The following is an 18,520-nucleotide window of genomic DNA, read 5'->3' on the forward strand; positions in this document are numbered from 1 at the left end:
TACCGAGCCTTTAGATACTTTGCGTTTCTTATCGCGCGGGTCTATCTTCGCACACGTTAGACACGATCCGTTTCTTATGGGGGAAACCGTTGCTCAGCCGCTTGCTGCGTACCCACCTGCGGCCGTACAGACGCGAACTGACGGTCGTGCTCGTGCTACAGCTGATCGGCACCGTCGCCTCGCTGTACCTGCCGAGCCTCAACGCCGACATCATCGACTTCGGCATCGCCGCCGGTGACACCGGCTACATCCTGTCCACCGGCGGCTGGATGGTCGGCGTGTCCGTCATCCAGATCCTCTCCTCGATCGGCGCGGTCTACTTCAGCGCGAGGGTGGCGATGAGCTTCGGCCGCGACGTGCGCGCGGCCGTCTTCCACCGAGTCGGCGAGTTCTCCGCGCGCGAGGTCGCCACGCTGGGCCCGTCGTCGCTGATCACCCGCACCACCAACGACGTGCAGCAGGTCCAGCTGCTCGTGGTGATGGGCTGCACCATGCTGGTCAACGCGCCGATCATGTGCGTGGCGGGCATCGTCATGGCGCTGCGCGAGGACGTCGGCCTGTCGTGGCTGCTGGTCGTCTGCGTGCCCGCGCTGGCGATCGCGGTCGGCCTGATCGTGATCCGCATGGTGCCGCAGTTCCGGCAGATGCAGGAGCGCATCGACGAGGTCAACCGGGTGCTGCGCGAGCAGCTGGCCGGCATCCGCGTGGTCCGGGCGTTCGTCCGGGAACGCGCCGAGACCCAGCGCTTCGCCGACGTCAACGGCGCGCTCACGGAGACCACGCTGCGCGTCGGCCGGCTCCAGGCGCTGATCTTCCCCGTGGTGATGCTGCTGCTCAACGCCTCCAGCGTGGCCGTGCTGTGGTTCGGCGCGTTCCGCGTGGACACCGGCGAGATGCAGATCGGCGCGCTGACGGCGTTCCTGAGCTACCTGATGCAGATCCTCATGGCGGTCATGTTCGCGACCTTCATCTCGATGATGATCCCGCGTGCCGCGGTGAGCGCCGAGCGGATCAACGAGGTGCTGGAGACCGACTCGTCGGTCCTGCCGCCCGCCGCGCCGCTGCTCGACCTGCCCACGCGGGTCTCGGTGGAGTTCCGCGGCGCGGAGTTCCGCTACCCGGGCGCGGACGAGCCGGTGCTGCGCGACATCAGCTTCCGCGCCGAGCCCGGTCACCGCACGGCGATCATCGGCAGCACCGGCACCGGCAAGACGACGCTGCTCAACCTCGTGCCCAGGCTGATCGACGTGACCGGCGGCGGCGTGCTCGTCAACGGCACCGACGTCCGCGAGATCGACACCGACACGCTGTGCGCGCGCATCGGGCTGGTGCCGCAGCGCCCGTACCTGTTCACCGGCACGGTCGCGTCCAACCTCCGCTACGGCAAACCGGACGCCACCGACGAGGAGCTGTGGGAGGCGTTGGAGATCGCCCAGGCGCGGGACTTCGTGGAGGCCATGCCGAACGGGCTCGACTCGGAGATCGCCCAGGGCGGCACGAACGTCTCCGGCGGCCAGCGGCAGCGGCTCTCCATCGCCCGCGCGCTGGTCCGCAAGCCGGACGTCTACCTGTTCGACGACGCGTTCTCGGCGCTCGACCTGTCCACCGACGCGCGGCTGCGCGCCGCGCTGCGACCGCACACGCGGGACGCGGTCGTGGTCGTCGTCGCCCAGCGCGTGTCCACGATCCTGGACGCCGACCGGATCGTGGTGCTCGACGGCGGCAACGTCGTCGGCATCGGCACCCACCACGAACTGCTGGACTCGTGCCCCACCTACGTGGAGATCGTCGAGTCGCAGCTGACCTCGGAGCAGGCCGCATGAGCACCACGACCCCTCCCCGTCCCGCCACCCCGCCACCGCCCCGCATGGGCGGCGGCATGCCCGGCATGGGCATGCCGATGGGCAAGGCGGAGAACTTCGGCCCGTCCGCGCGCCGGCTCGTCGCGCGGATGCGCCGCGAGCGGGTCGCCCTGCTGGCCGTGGTCGTGCTCGGCGTCATCAGCGTCGCGTTCTCCGTGGCCGGGCCGAAGATCCTCGGCCACGCCACCGACATCATCTTCGAGGGCGTGCTGGGCCGGATGCGCGGCACGGCGGGGGCGGGCATCGACTTCGCCGCGCTCGCCGAGGTCCTGATGTGGGTGATGGGCCTGTACCTGGTCTCGTCCCTGTTCGGCTGGTGGCAGGGCCGCGTGCTGAACAACGTGGTGCAGCGCTTCGTGTTCCGGCTGCGCTCCGACGTCGAGGACAAGATCCACCGGCTGCCGCTGCGCTACTTCGACGGCCAGCCCCGCGGTGAGCTGCTGTCCCGCGTCACCAACGACATCGACAACGTGTCGACCACGTTGACGCAGACGCTGAGCCAGCTGCTCACGTCGCTGCTGACGGTCATCGGCGTGCTGGTGATGATGCTGACCATCTCGCCGCTGCTGACGCTGATCGCGCTGCTGCTGATCCCGATCTCGGTGGTGGCGACCGGGCGGATCCGCAAGCGGTCGCAGGCGTTGTTCGTGGCCCAGTGGAAGCACACCGGCGCGTTGAACGCGCACATCGAGGAGGCGTTCACCGGCCACCAGCTGGTCAAGGTCTTCGGCCGGCAGCGCGAGTCGGAGGCGGAGTTCAAGCGCCGCAACGACGAGCTGCTCGGTTCGGCGATGGGCGCGCAGTTCGTGTCCGGCCTGATCATGCCGATGATGATGTTCCTGTCGAACGTCAGCTACGTGGCCGTGGCGGTGGTCGGCGGCCTGCGCATCACGTCCGGCTCGATGAGCCTGGGCGAGGTGCAGGCGTTCATCCAGTACTCCCGCCAGTTCACCCAGCCGTTGACGCAGGTGGCGTCGATGGCGAACCTGATGCAGTCCGGCGTCGCGTCGGCCGAGCGGGTGTTCGAGCTGCTCGACGCCGAGGAGCAGGAGCCGGACCCGGCGGAGGCGTCGCTGCCCGCCGAGCGCCGGGGCCGGGTGGAGTTCGAGCACGTGAGCTTCTCCTACCGGGCCGAGCAGCCGCTGATCGAGGACCTGTCCCTGGTCGCCGAGCCGGGGCAGACGGTCGCCATCGTCGGCCCGACCGGCGCGGGCAAGACCACGCTGGTCAACCTGATCATGCGGTTCTACGAGCTGGACGCGGGCCGCATCACGCTGGACGGGGTGGACATCACCGCGTTGAAGCGGGAGGACCTGCGGTCGCAGACCGGCATGGTGCTGCAGGACACGTGGCTGTTCGGCGGCACGATCCGGGACAACATCGCCTACGGCAACTCCGCCGCCACCGAGGAGGAGATCATCGCCGCGGCCCGCGCCACCTACGTGGACCGGTTCGTGCGCACGTTGCCGGACGGGTACGACACCGTCATCGACGAGGAGGCGACCAACGTCAGCGCCGGCGAGAAGCAGCTGCTGACCATCGCGCGGGCGTTCCTGGCCAACCCGTCGCTGCTCATCCTGGACGAGGCGACCAGTTCGGTGGACACCCGCACGGAGTCGTTGGTGCAGCACGCCATGGCGGCCCTGCGGTCGTCACGGACGAGCTTCGTCATCGCCCACCGGCTGTCGACCATCCGGGACGCCGACGTGATCCTGGTGATGGAGTCGGGGCAGATCGTGGAGCAGGGCAGCCACGACGAGCTGATGGCTGCCGAAGGCGCTTACCACCGCCTCTACGCGGCCCAGTTCGCCGCCGCGGTCTGACCGCGGTTCCGGCAGTCCCGAGCCCGGCAGGGCGGACCGGTCGAGGTCCGCCCTGCCGGGCTCGGCGCCGGGCCACCAGAACTGCGGCGATCCCGGCCGCTCGGCACCCTCGACAACCCCTGGCGCGTGGCGCTCACGGCGGCGCCGCGGTCATGGCCGCCGTCCGGCGTCCGGCGTCCGGCGTTGCGGACCGTGGTGAACGCCTGCTCAGTTCCGCAGGATGGGTGGGTGGAGCACCGTGGCAGGACCGGGCCGGTAGATGACGGCGGGACGTCCGCCATTGCCGCTGGTGCGGTTGCCCGTGGGGACCAGGAATCCTTCGACGCCGGTGACCTTGCGGTGGAAGTTGCGCGGATCAAGCTCCTCCGACCACACGATCTCGTAGACGCGGCGCAACTCGGAGATGGTGAACTCCGGGTTGCAGAAGGCCGTCGCCAGCGTCGTGTACTCCAGCTTCGAGCGGGCCCGGTCGACCGCGTCCGCGATGATCTGACCGTGGTCGAACGCGAGCAACCCGCGGCGACCCAGCACCCGGTCCACGGGTACCCAGCGCGCCCGGTCGGCATCGCCGCCCGCGCTGGGCAGCGGCAGGTTCGGCACGATCGCCAGGTAGCAGACGGTGACCACCCTCATGCGCGGGTCACGTCTCGGCGCGCCGTAGGTGCGCAGTTGCTCCAAGTGCAGCTTGGCGGCATCGAGCCCGGTCTCCTCGGCGAGCTCCCGCCCGGCCGCGACGTCGATGTCCTCGTCCTCAGTGGACAGGAAGCCGCCCGGCAGCGCGAGGCGTCCGCGGTACGGTTCGACACCCCGGTTGACCAGCAGCACGTGCAACCGTTCCGTACGCACGGTGAGCACGGCGAGGTCGACGGCGATCGCCACCGTCGGGATCGTCCATGAGGTGCTCATCGCACCACCCTAACTTCTCGTCGTTGTGACGACAAATGGTCGAGAGCAGCGTAACCGTCAGGTTGACGAAAACGGTCGGTCGGTCTTATCGTCAGACTGACGTCATCGTTCGGACCGTACCACCGGCGCCTTCCGTCGACCGGCACTTCCCGCCGACCGCACCGTTGTCACCAACGCGCCCGGCCAGTGAACGGAGAGCACATGATCGTGGTCCTCACGGCGCTGGAGGTAGAACGCGCTGCCATCGTCCAACACCTCACCGGGCTACGGCTGCACCGACATAGTGCGGGGACGGTCTTCGAACGCGGCGCCCTCGCCGGCCACTCCGACCTGGAGGTGGTCGTCGCTCTCACCGGAACCGGCAACGGCGCCGCGGCCATCATGACCGAGCGGGCGATCACCGAGTTCCAACCCTCTGCGGTGCTGTTCGTGGGTGTCGCGGGCGGCCTGCGCGAGTGGTTGCGCCTTGGGGACGTCGTCGTCGCCACGCGCGTGTACGGCTACCACGCGATGCGCAGCGACAACGACGGCGACCACGCGCGGCCTCGCGCCTACGAGACGGCACACCACCTCGAGCAGACCGCCCGGGTGCTGGGGCGCACGGGCTCGTGGCGGTCCGGGCTGCCCGCCGGCGAAGAGCCTCCCGGGCTCCACTTCGACCCGATCGCCTCCGGCGAGGTCGTGCTCAACACGAAGAACTCGACGACCGCGCGGCACCTGAGCCACCACTTCAACGACGCGGTCGCCGTCGAGACGGAGAGCGCGGGTGTCGCGCAGTGCGGTCACCTCCACGGTTCGACACCGACCATCACCATCCGCGGCATCAGCGACTTCGCCGACGGGGAGAAGGACCGGGTCGACCGCGAAGGTTCACAGGAACTGGCAGCGCGCAACGCGGCCCTGTTCATGCGGGCTCTGATCGCCGAACTCCCCTCGAGTCCCGGTGCCCGGCCGTCGGATCGGGACCGCGGTGGCACGTCGACCAACAACAGCATCTCCGGCACCGCGAACTTCGCCATCCAAGCGGGTGTGATCAACGGTGGGATCTGGTTCAGCGAGTCACCGGCGCTGGACCTCGCCGCCCTGGAGGACCTCACGACCGCGGTCGCGCAAGCGCGGCGTACCGACCGGTTGACGGTGCACGGGTTCACCCAGGCGATGCTGGACCTGGTGGAGCTCCGCCACCAGGCGACGAGCTCACCCGTCCAGGTCGGGCGGCTGCGGGCGCTGCGGCACGCGCTCGACCAGCACTTCACCGGTGCCCCGGACCTGCGCGACCTGCTCGCCAAGGTCTTCGGTGGTGCCTCGTGAGCGCGCAGGACGGTGGACCCGAGGTCAAGAACACGGTCGAAGGCGACCACAACCACACCGTCCAGGTGGGCGTGGTCAACGGTGGTGCGGTGTTCCACGGTGATTCCACCGTGTACCAGTTGACCAAGGACGACCCTCCCGAGCGCAAGTACGAGGTCGCGCGCAACCACCTCGCCGGCGGCTCACCGCGGATCGCCGAGGGACTGATGGTCGAGGTGGTCCGGGCCGGGCTGCTGAGCACCGAGGTCGCCTACCACTACGCCCTGGCCAGCCTCAGCGAGCGTTCGATCAACCAACTCGGCTCGGCGCAGTTCGAGCAGATCAGGACGGCGTCGAACATCGCCGATCGAGGACCTCGCGACTCCTGGTGCGTCGCCATCGACGTCATCCGCGACCTGATGACGTGCGTGACCGCGCAGGAGCACGAGCGCGAGCCCGACCGCGAGGCGCTCGACGACGTGCTGACCCGGTTCAAGCTCCTGCCCAAGGGGCGCCGCGAGGAGATCACGAGGCACCTCGGCATGATCATCGGCGGTGCGATCCAGGACCGGCTGGACCGCGACAACTCGGAGGCGGTCGCCGAGGCCCGTGTCTCCGGCAACCGCTCCGAGCGGGCCTGGAAGTTCTTCGAGGCGACGCCCGCCGAACCGCGCCTGGTCACGCCTTACGAGGACGGCCGGATACCGGCCCGCACCTGGGTCAAGGCAGTGGTCGGCAGCCTCGCCCTGATCGGCGGCCTGGCCCTGCCGGTGCACGCCGCCCGCCCCGAGGTGTCGGACGCGGTCGCGGCTTGGAGCTCGATGATCGTCCTCGCGCACGGGACAGCCGTGTGGCTGGGCGCTCGGGTCGTGGCGTCGCGCCGGTTCAGGCGGCGGATGGAGGTCGAGTACGGCGGAGGGCGCATCCCGGACGACGTGGACGACCTGAACCGCCTCGGCAGCTCCAGGTTCCGCATCGACATCCGCACCCTGATCGACCAGGAGATCATCCGCCAACGTCCCAAGAACCACGTCAAGGGGAGGAGGTGGTGGAGCGACACGGAACGGTGCGCGCACATGCTCTACCTGCGGCTCGTGCGCACCTACGGCTCGGTGATCCCCGACCCGGAGCACCGCGACGCCCATCAACGTGCCCTCAAGCGCGAGATGAGCGCGTGGACCCTCCACTGGCTCATCCGGACGCACGTGGGCCGCTGGGCCGACCGGTGGGCCGACGGCCGCTTCTTCGCCTTCCGCAAGGTCACGCGCGCCGAAGTGGCGCAGGACCTGGCCGGGTTGCTGAGCGTCCTGATCGCCATCGGTGGTGTCGCGGGCCTGCACGCCGCCCTGGGTGGCTTGTCGCTGGTGAGCCCGACCTCGATGACGGCGTTCGTCGGCATCTTGTTGGGTGGCATCGGCGGGGCGGACGCGCTCGGCCGCCGGATGTCCGCGTCGCGCGAGCACGCCGAGTGCCAGGCGTCGTTGAAGGAGGAACAGGCCGGGCGGACTCGCTGGCTGGAGCAGCTCACCGACCGCCCGACCGATACCGAGATGGCGCGGTGGTTCGACTTCGACAAGTCCCACCTCAAGACCGTGGCGATGAAGCGAGCCGGGCTCTTCAACCGGGATGTCATCGCACACGTCATCCTCACCGAAGGCCTGCCCTGGGCCAAGCGCGCCCGGGTGATCTACGGACCGCCCCGCTACTCCGAGTACCTCGTGCTGGTGTTCCTGTTGACGGAGAACGGCGTGCGCGAGTTCCGATTCGACCTGCAGTTCGAGAACGCCGCGGTGCGCAACGAGCAGCGCGCGTCCTTCAGCTACGGAGCCCTGGTGCTGGTCGAGGTCAAGGAGGTGGGAGTGCAGTTCGCCGGCAAGGAGCGCAAGCTCGTCGTCCTGCGGAACAACGACGTCAAGACCATGCCGGACTCGCGCCGCAGCATGGTGCACAGTCGGGCGCTGTACCTGTCGCTGCAGAACAGCCGCGACATCAGCCTGGTCGTGGAGAACTTCGAGGAGCTCAGCGACAAGGAGGAGGAGAACAAGGAGCGGCTGGAGGAACTGGCTCTCGGCGCCTCCGGGATCACGTCGGCGCTGCGCATCCTGGAAGCCGTGGCCGTCGAGGGACGCGGGTGGATCACCGAGGAGCGCCGCAGGCGCGACCAGGGCTTCGAGGACTGGAAGCGCGCGGAGGAGATCGCCCCGTCCATCCTGCACTCCGCTCCGCACGCCGACGTGTTCGCGCTCGCCGAGACGCCGATCGTCGAGGACGCCTGGCTCGACGACGGTCCACCGTTCACGTTCCCGGACGACGACCTCTGACCCAGCCGACCACGCATCGTCCGACCGCACCGCGGACTCGACCCCTCCGCACCGGGTCGTGCTGCACGCCGACGGACCTCACGGCCGCGCGGGTCACGCCTGGCTCGGCGCGCACCTCCTCCTGTCCGCGGACATGTCGACCGGACCCCGCCGCACGTCGTTCGATGCCGACAGGGCCGCCGCCTCGGCGGTGGCCCTGGGTCCGGGTCACCGCCGAGGGCGTGGTCGCGGCCCGGTCATCGCCGAGCGGTCGTCGGTCAGTCGAGGAAGTAGCCCAGGTTGCCCTCGGTGATCTGGCCTTCGCAGTTCGAGTCGTAGGACTCCATGTGGTCGCCGTTGTTCCGCACCAGGCAGCGGTAGATCGGGTGGCTGCCGGCGACCTGGCCGTCGTGCGCGTAGCCGAGCAGGCCGACGCGGGTCTGGCCCTCGCAGTTCACGTCGTACGAGGTGAAGTTGTCCCAGCCTATCGAGCAGCGGTACAGCGGGTGGGTGCCCGCGGCCTGGCCGGTCAGGAGTCGACCCAAGGACGCCTCGACCACGTAGCCCGAGGGCGCGCCGGTGACCGAGGTGAGGTGGTCGCCGCGCCCGCCGAGGTAGCGGATCGCCGTGACGGTCGACGGGCCGCCGGTCGTGGCGCCCGTGTAGAGCAGGCGGTTCGGCGAGCCCGCGCCCGCGTCGGTGATCTTGTTCGGCGTCGAGGCGTTGACGAGCGCGGACTGGACGGTGGCCGGCGCGTCACCGGGGTGCGTGGCCAGGTACAGCGCGGCGGCGCCCGCGACGTGCGGCGCGGCCATCGAGGTGCCGCTGATGGTGTTCGTGGCGGTGTCGTTGGTGTGCCACGACGAGGTGATGTTCAGACCCGGCGCGAAGATGTCGGTGCACGTGCCGTAGTTGGAGAACGACGCCCGCGCGTCGGTGATCGTCGAGGCGTTGACCGTGACCGCCTCGCGGACCAGCGCCGGGCTGTAGCCGCACGCGTCGGCGCTGGAGTTGCCGGACGCCAGGGAGTACGTGACGCCGGAGGCGATGGAGTTGCGCACCGCCGCCTCCAGGGGCGCGGTGGCCGCGGAGGCGGGCGCGCCGAGGCTCATGTTCGCCACCGCGGGCTTCACCGCGTTCGCGGTCACCCAGTCGACCCCGCTGATCACCTGGGCGAACGTGCCGGAGCCCGCGCAGTTGAGCACGCGCACGGCGACCAGCTGCACCGCCTTGGCGACGCCGTACTGGCTGCCGCCGACGGTGCCCGCCACGTGGGTGCCGTGACCGTTGCAGTCGGTGTTGGTGCCGTCCACCGCGTCGTAGCCCCACGACGCCCGGCCGCCGAACGTCGAGTGGGTGGTCCGGATGCCGGTGTCGAGGATGTACGCGCGCACGTTCGCCGCGCCCGTGTCGTAGCTGTAGGACGAGTTCAGCGGCAGGTCGCGCTGGTCGACGCGGTCGAGCCCCCACGACGGCGGGTTCGGCTGCGTGTCGACCGCCTCGACCACGCCGTCCTCGCTGACGGACCGCACGGCGGGGTCCGCGGCCAGTCTTCTCGCTTCCCGTTCACTGGCGCTGACGGCGAAGCCGCGCAACGCGTGCCGCCACGTGGCCGTGACCGTGCCGCCGTGCTTGGCGGTGAGGTCGGCCGCCTGGGTGCTCACCTCGTCCTTCAGCACCACCAGGTAGTGCCCCGGCACGGCCGTGCCGGCGGCGGCGAGCTGGATGTCGCCCGCCGCGGCGCCCGCCGGTGGCGCGCCGACCAGCAGACCGGTGGTGAGCGCCACGGCGCCCAGCACCCCGTTGACCGCGAAGACCTTGCGCTTCATCGAAACCTCCGCAGGGTTGAGATCCGACCACCGAGCGTGACACGGTGCTCGGCGCCGCGGGGCAGACCGGTGCGGCAGCCCGAAGGACGGCGTCGCACGGACGTGACCGGGCACGGCCGAAGGGCGTCCGGCGTCGTCGTCATCCGCAGTGCGCGCCTGGTGCGAACGGCCGGCGACGCGTGGCACGAATGGTCGTCACGTGCCGCGCCGGACGTCATCGCCGGCCGGTGAGGCCGAACCTCTCCGCGAACGCCGACAACTGGTCCCGCTGCTCACCGGGGTCCGCGCTGGTCGCGCTCACCACGACCCGGGTCACGCCCTGCGCCGCGAACGCCGCCGCCGCGTCCGTGGACATCCCGATGGAGCCCCACCTCGTGTAGTCCAGCACGGCCGGGTCACGACCGGCCTCGACCGCCGTCGACCGCACGAGGTCCCACTGGAGCGCGCGTTCGTCGGGTGTCAACGCCCCGCCCGGGAAGTACCCGTCCCCGCGGCGGCCGGCCCGGCGTGCGGCGGCCCGGCTCGAACCGCCGACGTGGATCGGCAGGTGCGCCACCCCGAGCGGTTTCGGGAAGCTGCACAGGTCCTCGAAGGCGAAGAACTCCCCCGAGAACGCCACGCCTTCCTCGCCGCCCGCCCACAGCGACCGCAGCACGTCGATCGCCTCGTCGGCCCGGCGGCCGCGCGTGCCGAAGTCCACCCCGATCGCCCTCGCCTCGCCCGGCAACGTGCCCAGCCCCACGGTCAGCAGCCGCATCCGGCCCTTCGACAGCACGTCGACGGTCGCCAGGCGCTTGGCCAGGACGACCGGGTGGTGGTAGGGCAGCAGCAGCACGCCCGTGCCGAGCAGGATCCGCCGGGTCGCCGAGGCGACGAAGGCCAGGCAGTCGAGCGGGTCGGCGTAGGGCAGCCCCGGCGGGATCTCGTGCCCGCCGACCGCCGCGCCGGGGTGCACCGCGATGTGCTCCGGGAGGTACAGCGCCTCGAAGCCGCACTCCTCCGCGTGCCGGGCGTGGGCGACGAGCCGGTCGGGGTCCACGCCGAAGTACGGCGTGCTGTAGCTGACGGCGAACTTCATCGGGCGGTCCTCATGCACGCCGACCGTAGGCGTTGACGCGGGCGTCAAGGCAACACCTGCCCTGCCGTGCCCCGCGGGGCACGGCAGGGCAGGTCGTCAACCCACCAGCAGCAGGTGCCGCGAGGCGCCGGCGGAGGCCGCCTCCTCCGCTTCCGCGGGGAAGTCGTGCAGGTGCAGCGAGTCGGCCACCCCCGCCGCGTCCAGCACCTGGCGGACCATCGGCGTCACCACCACGTGCAGCCCGCCCCTCCGGCTCGCCGCGGCCAGCGCCGCCGCGCCGGCCGACGAGAAGAAGGAGACGTCGCTCAGGTCCACCACCACGCCACCCGGAGCCCCCGCCACGCCGGCCAGGCGCTCTTGCAGCACGTGGACCGTCCCGGTGTCGACACAGCCTCGCACCACCAGCACCGAGGCCGACCCCAGCCGCTTGAGCGACACGACCACGCCGCCATCGGCAATCTGCAGACCCATTCCACCCCTCGCCCATCACGGCAGTGCCGTCCGCGAATCGGAACGCCGGCGGACACCGGCCTGGTACCGGTTCCCTGCTTCGTGATCCGGCAAACCTCGACAATCGGGTGACGTGCAGACCGGTCGGACCCGGCCCTGGTCGGGCGGTCGGGCGGGCGGCGGGTCACCGGACCCCGAAGGCCACGTGCCTTCGGGTCAGCGGTGGAGCCGGAGGTCGCCGTCCGGGGTGGGCACGCACCTCGCCGTCGCCGCGTCGGTGGTCAGGAACTCGCGCAGGCAGGACGCGAACCGGGCGTGACCCGCGGCCGTGGGGTGGAACGACTGCTGGACCAGGTGCGGCAGCACGTCGGCGGGTGTGCCGACGCGCAGGGCCCGGGGGTCGACCGTCAGGCCGCGCTGCCACTCGCCGCCCCGGTCGTCGCCGCCGCTGCACGCCTCGCGGCCCTCGGTGGCCCGGGACAGGTCCAGGAAGCGGGCGTCCGCCCCGCCCGCCACCTCGCGCAGCGCGTCCGCCAGCTGCGGCACGGCTTCGAGGCGGCCGTAGGCCGCGTCGTCGAGCTTCAGCGGGCAGCCGTCGACCCCGTGCCCGGCGTGGTCCATCTTCTCCGTCACCGGGGAGGCGTAGGACAACACCACCAGCTCGTAGTCCTCGTCCCGGTAGCCGGCGTCGCGCAGCACCGTCCGGACGTCGGTCAGCACCGCCGCGACCTTCGGGCGCATCGCGGTCAGCCTCGCGGGCCACTCCTCGCGCAGCGACGTGCGGCAGCCCCGGCCGAACGGGTTCAGCCAGGCGATCACGCAGTCCACCATCGTGTCGCCGAAGCGCGGGTCGTCGTTCGCCCCGGTCTGCACCACGACGGTGGTGACCCGGTAGCGCTTCGCCACGTCGGCGAGCCGCCGCACCTGCGAGCCCTCCGCGTGGTGCACGGCGTCGCCGAGGGCGACGTCGGCGGAGGTGGCGCCGGAGCACGCCAGGTTCACCGCCCGGTCGGCCACGGCCAGCTTGTGCACCAGCGCCTCGGTCGAGCGGTGGCACCAGTTGCCGTTCTCGCCGTCGGTGCCGGGTTCGTACGAGCCCGCTCCCTCGCCCGCCAGGACGCTGTCGCCGAGGGCCACCGCGGCCGTCGGGCGCTCGTCCGCCGCGGGCGCCGCCGCCGGCACCTCCGACGCCGTCAGCGCCATCCCGGCCGCCACCCCGATCGCCAGCCCCAGGGCGATGCCGATCACCGCGCGCAGCAACTCGTCCCCTCCCCTCCCCCTACCCCCGGACCCGGCCGTAGAGACGTCCTCGACCAGCGACAAGGAGCTGAACGGCTCGGACGTCGACTACCGAGCGTGATCACCGGACGGCCCGGTCCGCGACCGGCGGAACCACCGGGGACGCACCTGCCCCGACCGCCGCCGGACACCGCTAGGCTTGCGGCAGTGGATCGCTTCGGCGTTGTCCCCCGTGGGTTCCGGGGCGGCGTCGCGGCCCGACAGGCGGAGCACGATGAGCACCTCGGCCACCGGCCGCCACCGCACGGCGCTGCGCGCGACCGGGCACGGGTTGTTGCTGTGCGTGAACGCCATGGCCGGCCTGGCCGCGTTCATCGTCACGGCGATGTCGCTGGCCTTCCTGCTGCTGGGGGTGGGGGTGGTGCTCCTGCCCGCCGCGCTGGGCCTGCTGCGCGCGACCGCGAACTGGGGCCGCCGGCTGGCCGGCGCCGCCGGCGAGCCCATCCCGACGCCCTACCTCCCGCGCCCCGACCCCGGCGAACGCGCGATGTTGGGCCTGGTGCACCGCGTGCACTGGCTGCTCACCGACCCGGCGACCTGGCGGGACCTGCTGTGGGCGCTGCTCAACACGCTCATCGGCTTCGTCCTGGGCATGGTCCCGATCACGGTGCTCGGCTACGCCGTCGAGGGCCTGCTGATCGCCGGCGGGCTGTGGATACCGCTGCGGAAGGCGGACATCGACCTCTGGTACACCTTCGTGCCGCTGACCGACTGGCGCTTCGCCGCGCTGGCCGGGCTGATCGGCCTGGCGGTGCTGGTGCTCTGGCTCGGCGCCGCCCCGCTCGCGGTCAAGGCGCACGCCCTGATGACGCGGGCGCTGCTGTCGCCCACCCAGCGGTCCAAGCTGGCCGCCCGGCTCCGGGCGCTGTCCGAGACCCGGCACGAGATCATCGACATCCAGGCCGCCGAGCTGCGTCGCATCGAGCGCGACCTGCACGACGGCGCCCAGGCCAGGCTCGTCGCCATCGGTCTCAAGCTCGGCGCGGCCAACCGCTACCTGGAGTCCGATGTGGACAAGGTGCGCACCCTGCTCGCCGAGGCGAGCGACGCGTCGGTGAAGGCGCTGGAGGAACTGCGCAACCTGGTGCGCGGCATCCACCCGCCGGTGCTGGCCGAACGCGGTCTCGGGCCGGCGATCCACGCGTTGGCGCTGGAGAGCCCGCTGGACGTCGAGCTGGAACTCGAGCTGCCGCACCGCCTCTACCCGCCGATCGAGTCGGCCGCCTACTTCGCGGTGTCGGAACTGCTGACCAACGCGGCCAAGCACGCCGACCCCCAGCAGGTCGCGATCACCGCCCGGATCACCGGCGACCTGCTGCGCATCGTCGTCCGGGACGACGGGCGCGGTGGCGCGAACATGGGTGACGGCACGGGTTTGCGGGGGATCGCGCGGAGGTGCGCGACCTTCGACGGTAGCCTTGAAGTCCGAAGCCCGGTCGGAGGACCGACCGTCGCGACCCTGGAGCTGCCGTGCGCGTCGTCCTCGCAGAGGATCTCTACCTCCTGAGGCAGGGGTTGGTCCAGCTGCTCGAAGCGGAGGGCTTCGAGATCGTCGCGGCCGTGGCCAACGGGCCCGAGTTGCTGCGCGTGCTGGTGGACGAGCGCCCGGACGTCGCCGTGGTGGACGTCCGGTTGCCGCCGACGTTCACCGACGAGGGCATCCAGGCCGCGCTGGAGGCCCGGCGCCAGGTGCCCGGCCTGCCGGTGCTCGTGCTGTCCCAGCACGTGGAGAGCCTGTACGCGCGCGAGCTGCTGGCCGACGGCGCGGGCGGGATCGGTTACCTGCTCAAGGATCGGGTGTTCAACAGCGACCAGTTCGTGGACGCGGTGCGCCGGGTCGCCGACGGCGGCACGTCGATGGACCCGCAGGTGATCTCCCGGCTGCTGGCGGGCAACGCGCGGCGCGAGCCGCTGGCCGCGTTGACCCAGCGGGAGCGCGAGGTGCTGTCCCTGATGGCCGAGGGGTGCTCGAACGCGGCGGTGGCGCAGCGGTTGACCATCAGCCAGGGCGCGGTCGCCAAGTACACCACCAACATCTTCACCAAGCTCGACATCGTGCAGTCCGACGACCACAACCGCCGGGTGCTGGCCGTGCTGGCCTACCTCAACACCCCGAAGGACGCCGCCGGGGCCTGAACGGGGTGGGCAGCGCCCCGCGGCGGGGGTTCCCGCGGGACGCTGCCGGGCCGGTCGGTCAGTCGACGGCCCGCGCGGCCTCCGCCGCCGGCACGTCGAGCAACTTGCGCGCCGGGAGCAGCGTCGCGCCCAGGGCCAGCACGATCGAGGCCGCGGCGACCGCGATGAAGATGAACACCGAGCCGGACGGGACCGGTCGCCCGAGCACCACCGCGCTGAACGGGATCAGCGTGGCCAGCGAGGCGATCGTGCCGAGCACGATGCCGATGATCGCCACCACCGAGGCCTCCGCGGCGAGCATCCTCATCACCTGCTTGGGCGTGGACCCGATCAACCGCTGCACGCCCAGCTCCCGCTTGCGCGCCGCGGTCGCCATCACCAGCGTGTTGGTCACGGAGATGAGGGTGTAGCCGGTGATCACGCCGATCAGCATGTAGTTCACCCAGGTCTGGGTCCGGGTGCCCTCGGCGAAGCCGGCGATGGTGTCCCGGTCGCCGACGACCGCTCCGGGCACGCTCGCGACCTGCCGGGTCACCGCCGCCGCCAGGTCGTCGGGGTCGACGCCGTCCCGGCCCGCGACGAGGATCTGCCGCACCATGCCGGTGGTGGAGTGCGCCGCGACGAGGGCCGCCGGGGCGACGATCATCTCGTAGCCCTCCTTGGCCTCGAAGAGCGCCACGACCTCGACCTCCGCCTGCCGCCCGTCACCCATCCGCAGGGTCACCGAGTCCCCGATGTCGACGCCCATGTCCGCCGCCTGCACGGTGGGCAGCGCGGCCGTGTCGCCGGACAACCGACCCAGGTCTCCGCGCACCGGGGTGATGCCGGTGATCAGCGACGCGTTCTGCGCGTCCACGCCCTGGATGGGCCACGGGCTGGCCACGTGCGAGCCGTCGTAGGGCTTGTCGATCCAGCCCGCGCTGGTGATGTACCGCGACGCCGCTTCGACGCCCTCGACCGACCGCACCCGGTCGACCACGTCCGGCGCGAGACCGCCGATCGTCGAGGACACCACGGCTTCGGCGCGCAGCGGCTCGGTGAACCAGCGCGCCGCCGCGGCCTCCTGGGTGGAGGAGGTGTAGAAGTTCGCCAGCGCGATGCCGACCATGAGCATGATCGGGGTGACCGCGGCGGCCATCCGCACGTTGCGCAGCCGCAGGTTCGCGTTCGCCAGGTAGCCGGAGATGCCCGCGGCCGCGCGGACCGGGCCCGCCAGCAGCTTGGCGAACAGCTTGGTGAACCCCGGCGCGAGCAGCGCCAGCGAGATCGCCCAGGCCATCACCGCCGGACCCGCGGTGGCCGACGCCACCGGACCCGACATCACCGCGCCGGTCACGATGAACAGCGCGACGCCGATGCCGAAGAACAGGAACGCGAACAGCACGCGCCAGAAGCTCAGCCACCGCCGCTGCACGGACGCCTCGGCCAGTGCCGTGGCCGGGCTCACCTTGGCCGCGCGGGAACTGGTGATGCGCGCCGCGATCAGGGTGGTCACCAGGGCGACCCCCGGGCCGATCAGGTAGGCCAGGAAACCCTGGTGGAACTGCACCACCGGTGAGATGACGCCGTTGTCGGACATGATGGAGAACAGGAACGGCCCGATCAGCATCCCGGGCACGCAGCCGAGCGCCGCGGCGATGATCGCGATGAAGAACGCCTCGCCGATGACCATCCGCCGCACCTGGCGCGGTGTCGCGCCGATCGCGCGCAGCGTCGCCAGCTCACGGGTGCGCTGCTGCACCGAGAGCCCGAGGGTGCTGGACACCACGAACATCGCGATGAAGATCGCCATGCCGGCGAACACCGCGGCGAGCGGGATCAGCTGCGCCCGGCCGCCGACGGCTTCGGGGTGCTCGGCCACGCCCCGGTCGTCTTCGGTGAGCACCGTGTACGGCCTGCCGTCGAGCTTCTCCTCCAGCGTCTCCGCCAGGGCGTCGACGTCCGTGCCGGGCTTGAGGAACAGCCCGTAGGAGCTGACCTGGTCACCGTGCTCGCCGAGGTCGCCCATGGCGGAGGAGGCGAAGAACAGCAGGGACTGCGCGTCCTCGCCCGCCGCGGGGACCAGGCCGATGAGCCGGAAGTCCTCGACCACGCCCTTGGTCGAGACCTGCACCCGGTCGCCGACCTTCGCGCCGGCGGCGGACGCGGTGGCCGCGTCCAGCACGACGTCCCGCTCGTCCTTCGGCTCGTCGCCGTCGGTCAGCTCGAACGGTCCGAGGACGGCGGAAGCCCAGTCGTGGCCCCACGACTGGGCGCCGACCACCACGGGCTGGCCGTCGCGCACGACGGTCGCGGCGATGTTCGCCTCACCGACGACGCGCTCCACGCCGGCCACGCCCGCCAGTTCGCCGGCGAGCGCCGGGTCCAGCCACTGGCGTTCGACGAGGGCGACGGTCTTCATGTCCTTGAGGTCGTTCGGGTCCTCCTTGGGGACCGTGTACGCCTGCTGGCCGCTGATCACGATCGGCGCGGCGGCGAGGCGCTCCGGCGGCACCGCGATCCGGATGCCGGTCTCCATCAGACCGGCGCAGGCCACCACCAGCGCGGAGCCCAGCAGGACCGCGATGAACGTCGCGACGAAGCTCTGCCTGCGGTGGCGCAGCGTCGCGAGAGCCACTTCCCACATCAGTAGTAACCCCTCTTGCCGCTCTGGCCGGCGCCGTAGGTCCGGCGCGGCTGCTCGACCAGCGCGGTCAGGTGGGTCATCCGGTCGGCCACCGCCTCCGGGGTGGGGTTGCGGATCTCCCCGGCGATCTGGCCGTCGATGAGGAACACCACGCCGTCGGCGTACGAGGCGGCCACCGGGTCGTGGGTGACCATGACGATGGTCTGGCCGGTCACCATGACGGACTCGCGCAGCAGGTCGAGGACCTCGGCCGCGGTGCGGGTGTCCAGGGCGCCGGTGGGCTCGTCGGCGAAGACCACCGCCGGTTCGGTCACCACGGCGCGGGCGATCGCGACGCGCTGCTGCTGGCCGCCGGACAGCTCGCCGGGCAGGTGCTTGAGCCGCTGCTCCAGACCCACCCGGCGGATCACGTCCGCCACCCGGTTGCGGTCGACCCGCCGGCCGGCCAGCTTGAGCGGCAACGTGACGTTCTGCTCGATGGTGAGCGCGGGCAGCAGGTTGAAGCTCTGGAAGATGAACCCGACCTTCTCGCGGCGCAGCTCGGTCAGGGCGACCTCGTTCTTGCCGGTGAGGTCGACGCCGTCCAGGAGCACCCGGCCGGCCGAGGGCTGGTCCAGCCCGGCCGCGGTCTGCAGCAGGGTGGACTTGCCCGAGCCCGACGGGCCCATCACGGCGGTGAAGCTGCCGTAGTCGAACTGCATGTCGATGCCCCGCAGGGCTTCCACCGCGCTGTCCCCGTTGCCGTACGTCTTGCGCACGGCCTCCATGCGGACTGCAGCTCGGGGCCCACCGCCGCTCTCCACTCGCTCAGGGCGCCTGCCGAACATCATCACTCCTGGTTCCGGTCCTGGTTGTCGTTCATGACAAAAACTATTGGCGGCGGGCGTTGCGTCCTATGGCCCTAGGAACACAGTTGAGGTG

At 71.3% G+C, this 18,520-nt stretch carries 13 protein-coding genes; 6 read left to right on the forward strand and 7 right to left on the reverse strand.

The window, feature by feature from the left end; all coding sequences use genetic code 11:
• Positions 1-89 precede the first annotated feature (89 nt).
• Both EDD40_RS04540 and EDD40_RS04545 read left to right on the forward strand, forming a co-directional pair.
• On the forward strand, positions 90-1,823 hold the full coding sequence (locus EDD40_RS04540; protein ID WP_123741770.1) for an ABC transporter ATP-binding protein: 1,734 nt from the start codon (positions 90-92) through the stop codon (positions 1,821-1,823).
• Positions 1,820-3,685: an ABC transporter ATP-binding protein gene (locus tag EDD40_RS04545; RefSeq protein WP_123741771.1), complete on the forward strand. Its 1,866-nt coding sequence runs from the start codon at positions 1,820-1,822 to the stop codon at positions 3,683-3,685. Before EDD40_RS04540 ends, EDD40_RS04545 begins: the two co-directional genes overlap by 4 nt.
• Before the next feature lie 207 nt (positions 3,686-3,892).
• Here the strand turns inward: EDD40_RS04545 and EDD40_RS04550 are convergent, their stop codons facing one another.
• Positions 3,893-4,591, reverse strand: a complete 699-nt coding sequence (locus tag EDD40_RS04550) for an NUDIX hydrolase (protein WP_123741772.1) — start codon at positions 4,589-4,591, stop codon at positions 3,893-3,895.
• Positions 4,592-4,792: 201 nt separating this feature from the next.
• Between EDD40_RS04550 and EDD40_RS04555 the strand changes: the two genes are divergently transcribed.
• Complete coding sequence (locus EDD40_RS04555) at positions 4,793-5,902, forward strand: 5'-methylthioadenosine/S-adenosylhomocysteine nucleosidase family protein (RefSeq protein ID WP_123741773.1); 1,110 nt, start codon at positions 4,793-4,795, stop codon at positions 5,900-5,902.
• Positions 5,899-8,202: a hypothetical protein gene (locus tag EDD40_RS04560; RefSeq protein ID WP_123741774.1), complete on the forward strand. Its 2,304-nt coding sequence runs from the start codon at positions 5,899-5,901 to the stop codon at positions 8,200-8,202. The genes EDD40_RS04555 and EDD40_RS04560 overlap by 4 nt, the downstream gene beginning before the upstream one ends.
• Positions 8,203-8,459: 257 nt before the next feature.
• Here EDD40_RS04560 and EDD40_RS04565 read toward each other — a convergent pair whose 3' ends face one another.
• From EDD40_RS04565 to EDD40_RS04580, 4 genes are all read right to left on the reverse strand, one after another.
• Positions 8,460-10,010, reverse strand: coding sequence for a S8 family peptidase (locus tag EDD40_RS04565; protein WP_123741775.1), 1,551 nt, complete (start codon positions 10,008-10,010; stop codon positions 8,460-8,462).
• A 214-nt stretch (positions 10,011-10,224) separates the two neighbouring features.
• The gene (locus EDD40_RS04570; protein ID WP_123741776.1) at positions 10,225-11,088 is read right to left on the reverse strand and encodes a TIGR03619 family F420-dependent LLM class oxidoreductase; all 864 of its coding nucleotides are present in this window, start codon (positions 11,086-11,088) and stop codon (positions 10,225-10,227) included.
• Between the two features lie 96 nt (positions 11,089-11,184).
• Positions 11,185-11,559 carry an STAS domain-containing protein gene (locus EDD40_RS04575; RefSeq protein ID WP_123741777.1) on the reverse strand — a complete coding sequence of 125 codons (375 nt, stop codon included), beginning with the start codon at positions 11,557-11,559 and terminating at the stop codon, positions 11,185-11,187.
• A 195-nt stretch (positions 11,560-11,754) separates the two neighbouring features.
• Positions 11,755-12,798 (reverse strand): GDSL-type esterase/lipase family protein, encoded by a 1,044-nt coding sequence (locus tag EDD40_RS04580; protein ID WP_246037407.1) that lies wholly within the window; start codon positions 12,796-12,798, stop codon positions 11,755-11,757.
• Between the two features lie 253 nt (positions 12,799-13,051).
• On the opposite strand from EDD40_RS04580, the gene EDD40_RS04585 reads away from it, so the two are divergent.
• Both EDD40_RS04585 and EDD40_RS04590 read left to right on the forward strand, forming a co-directional pair.
• Positions 13,052-14,344, forward strand: coding sequence for a sensor histidine kinase (locus EDD40_RS04585; protein WP_123747758.1), 1,293 nt, complete (start codon positions 13,052-13,054; stop codon positions 14,342-14,344).
• Positions 14,308-14,973 (forward strand): response regulator transcription factor, encoded by a 666-nt coding sequence (locus EDD40_RS04590; protein WP_123741778.1) that lies wholly within the window; start codon positions 14,308-14,310, stop codon positions 14,971-14,973. Before EDD40_RS04585 ends, EDD40_RS04590 begins: the two co-directional genes overlap by 37 nt.
• Positions 14,974-15,031: 58 nt before the next feature.
• Here the strand turns inward: EDD40_RS04590 and EDD40_RS04595 are convergent, their stop codons facing one another.
• Together EDD40_RS04595 and EDD40_RS04600 are read right to left on the reverse strand one after the other, a co-directional pair.
• Positions 15,032-17,599 (reverse strand): ABC transporter permease, encoded by a 2,568-nt coding sequence (locus tag EDD40_RS04595; RefSeq protein ID WP_123741779.1) that lies wholly within the window; start codon positions 17,597-17,599, stop codon positions 15,032-15,034.
• Positions 17,599-18,366, reverse strand: coding sequence for an ABC transporter ATP-binding protein (locus EDD40_RS04600; protein WP_236595070.1), 768 nt, complete (start codon positions 18,364-18,366; stop codon positions 17,599-17,601). Before EDD40_RS04600 ends, EDD40_RS04595 begins: the two co-directional genes overlap by 1 nt.
• Positions 18,367-18,520 lie beyond the last annotated feature (154 nt).

This window comes from Saccharothrix texasensis (assembly GCF_003752005.1).
In the GTDB taxonomy this organism is placed as follows: Bacteria; Actinomycetota; Actinomycetes; order Mycobacteriales; family Pseudonocardiaceae; genus Actinosynnema; species Actinosynnema texasense.

What these genes read in the sequence shown, in the direction of transcription:
- EDD40_RS04545 (WP_123741771.1), top strand. Translation starts at nt 1,820, where the DNA reads ATGAGCACCACGACCCCTCCCCGTCCCGCCACCCCGCCACCGCCCCGC.
- EDD40_RS04550 (WP_123741772.1), bottom strand. Translation starts at nt 4,591, where the DNA reads ATGAGCACCTCATGGACGATCCCGACGGTGGCGATCGCCGTCGACCTC.
- EDD40_RS04555 (WP_123741773.1), top strand. Translation starts at nt 4,793, where the DNA reads ATGATCGTGGTCCTCACGGCGCTGGAGGTAGAACGCGCTGCCATCGTC.
- EDD40_RS04565 (WP_123741775.1), bottom strand. Translation starts at nt 10,010, where the DNA reads ATGAAGCGCAAGGTCTTCGCGGTCAACGGGGTGCTGGGCGCCGTGGCG.
- EDD40_RS04570 (WP_123741776.1), bottom strand. Translation starts at nt 11,088, where the DNA reads ATGAAGTTCGCCGTCAGCTACAGCACGCCGTACTTCGGCGTGGACCCC.
- EDD40_RS04575 (WP_123741777.1), bottom strand. Translation starts at nt 11,559, where the DNA reads ATGGGTCTGCAGATTGCCGATGGCGGCGTGGTCGTGTCGCTCAAGCGG.
- EDD40_RS04585 (WP_123747758.1), top strand. Translation starts at nt 13,052, where the DNA reads ATGAGCACCTCGGCCACCGGCCGCCACCGCACGGCGCTGCGCGCGACC.
- EDD40_RS04595 (WP_123741779.1), bottom strand. Translation starts at nt 17,599, where the DNA reads ATGTGGGAAGTGGCTCTCGCGACGCTGCGCCACCGCAGGCAGAGCTTC.
- EDD40_RS04600 (WP_236595070.1), bottom strand. Translation starts at nt 18,366, where the DNA reads ATGGAGGCCGTGCGCAAGACGTACGGCAACGGGGACAGCGCGGTGGAA.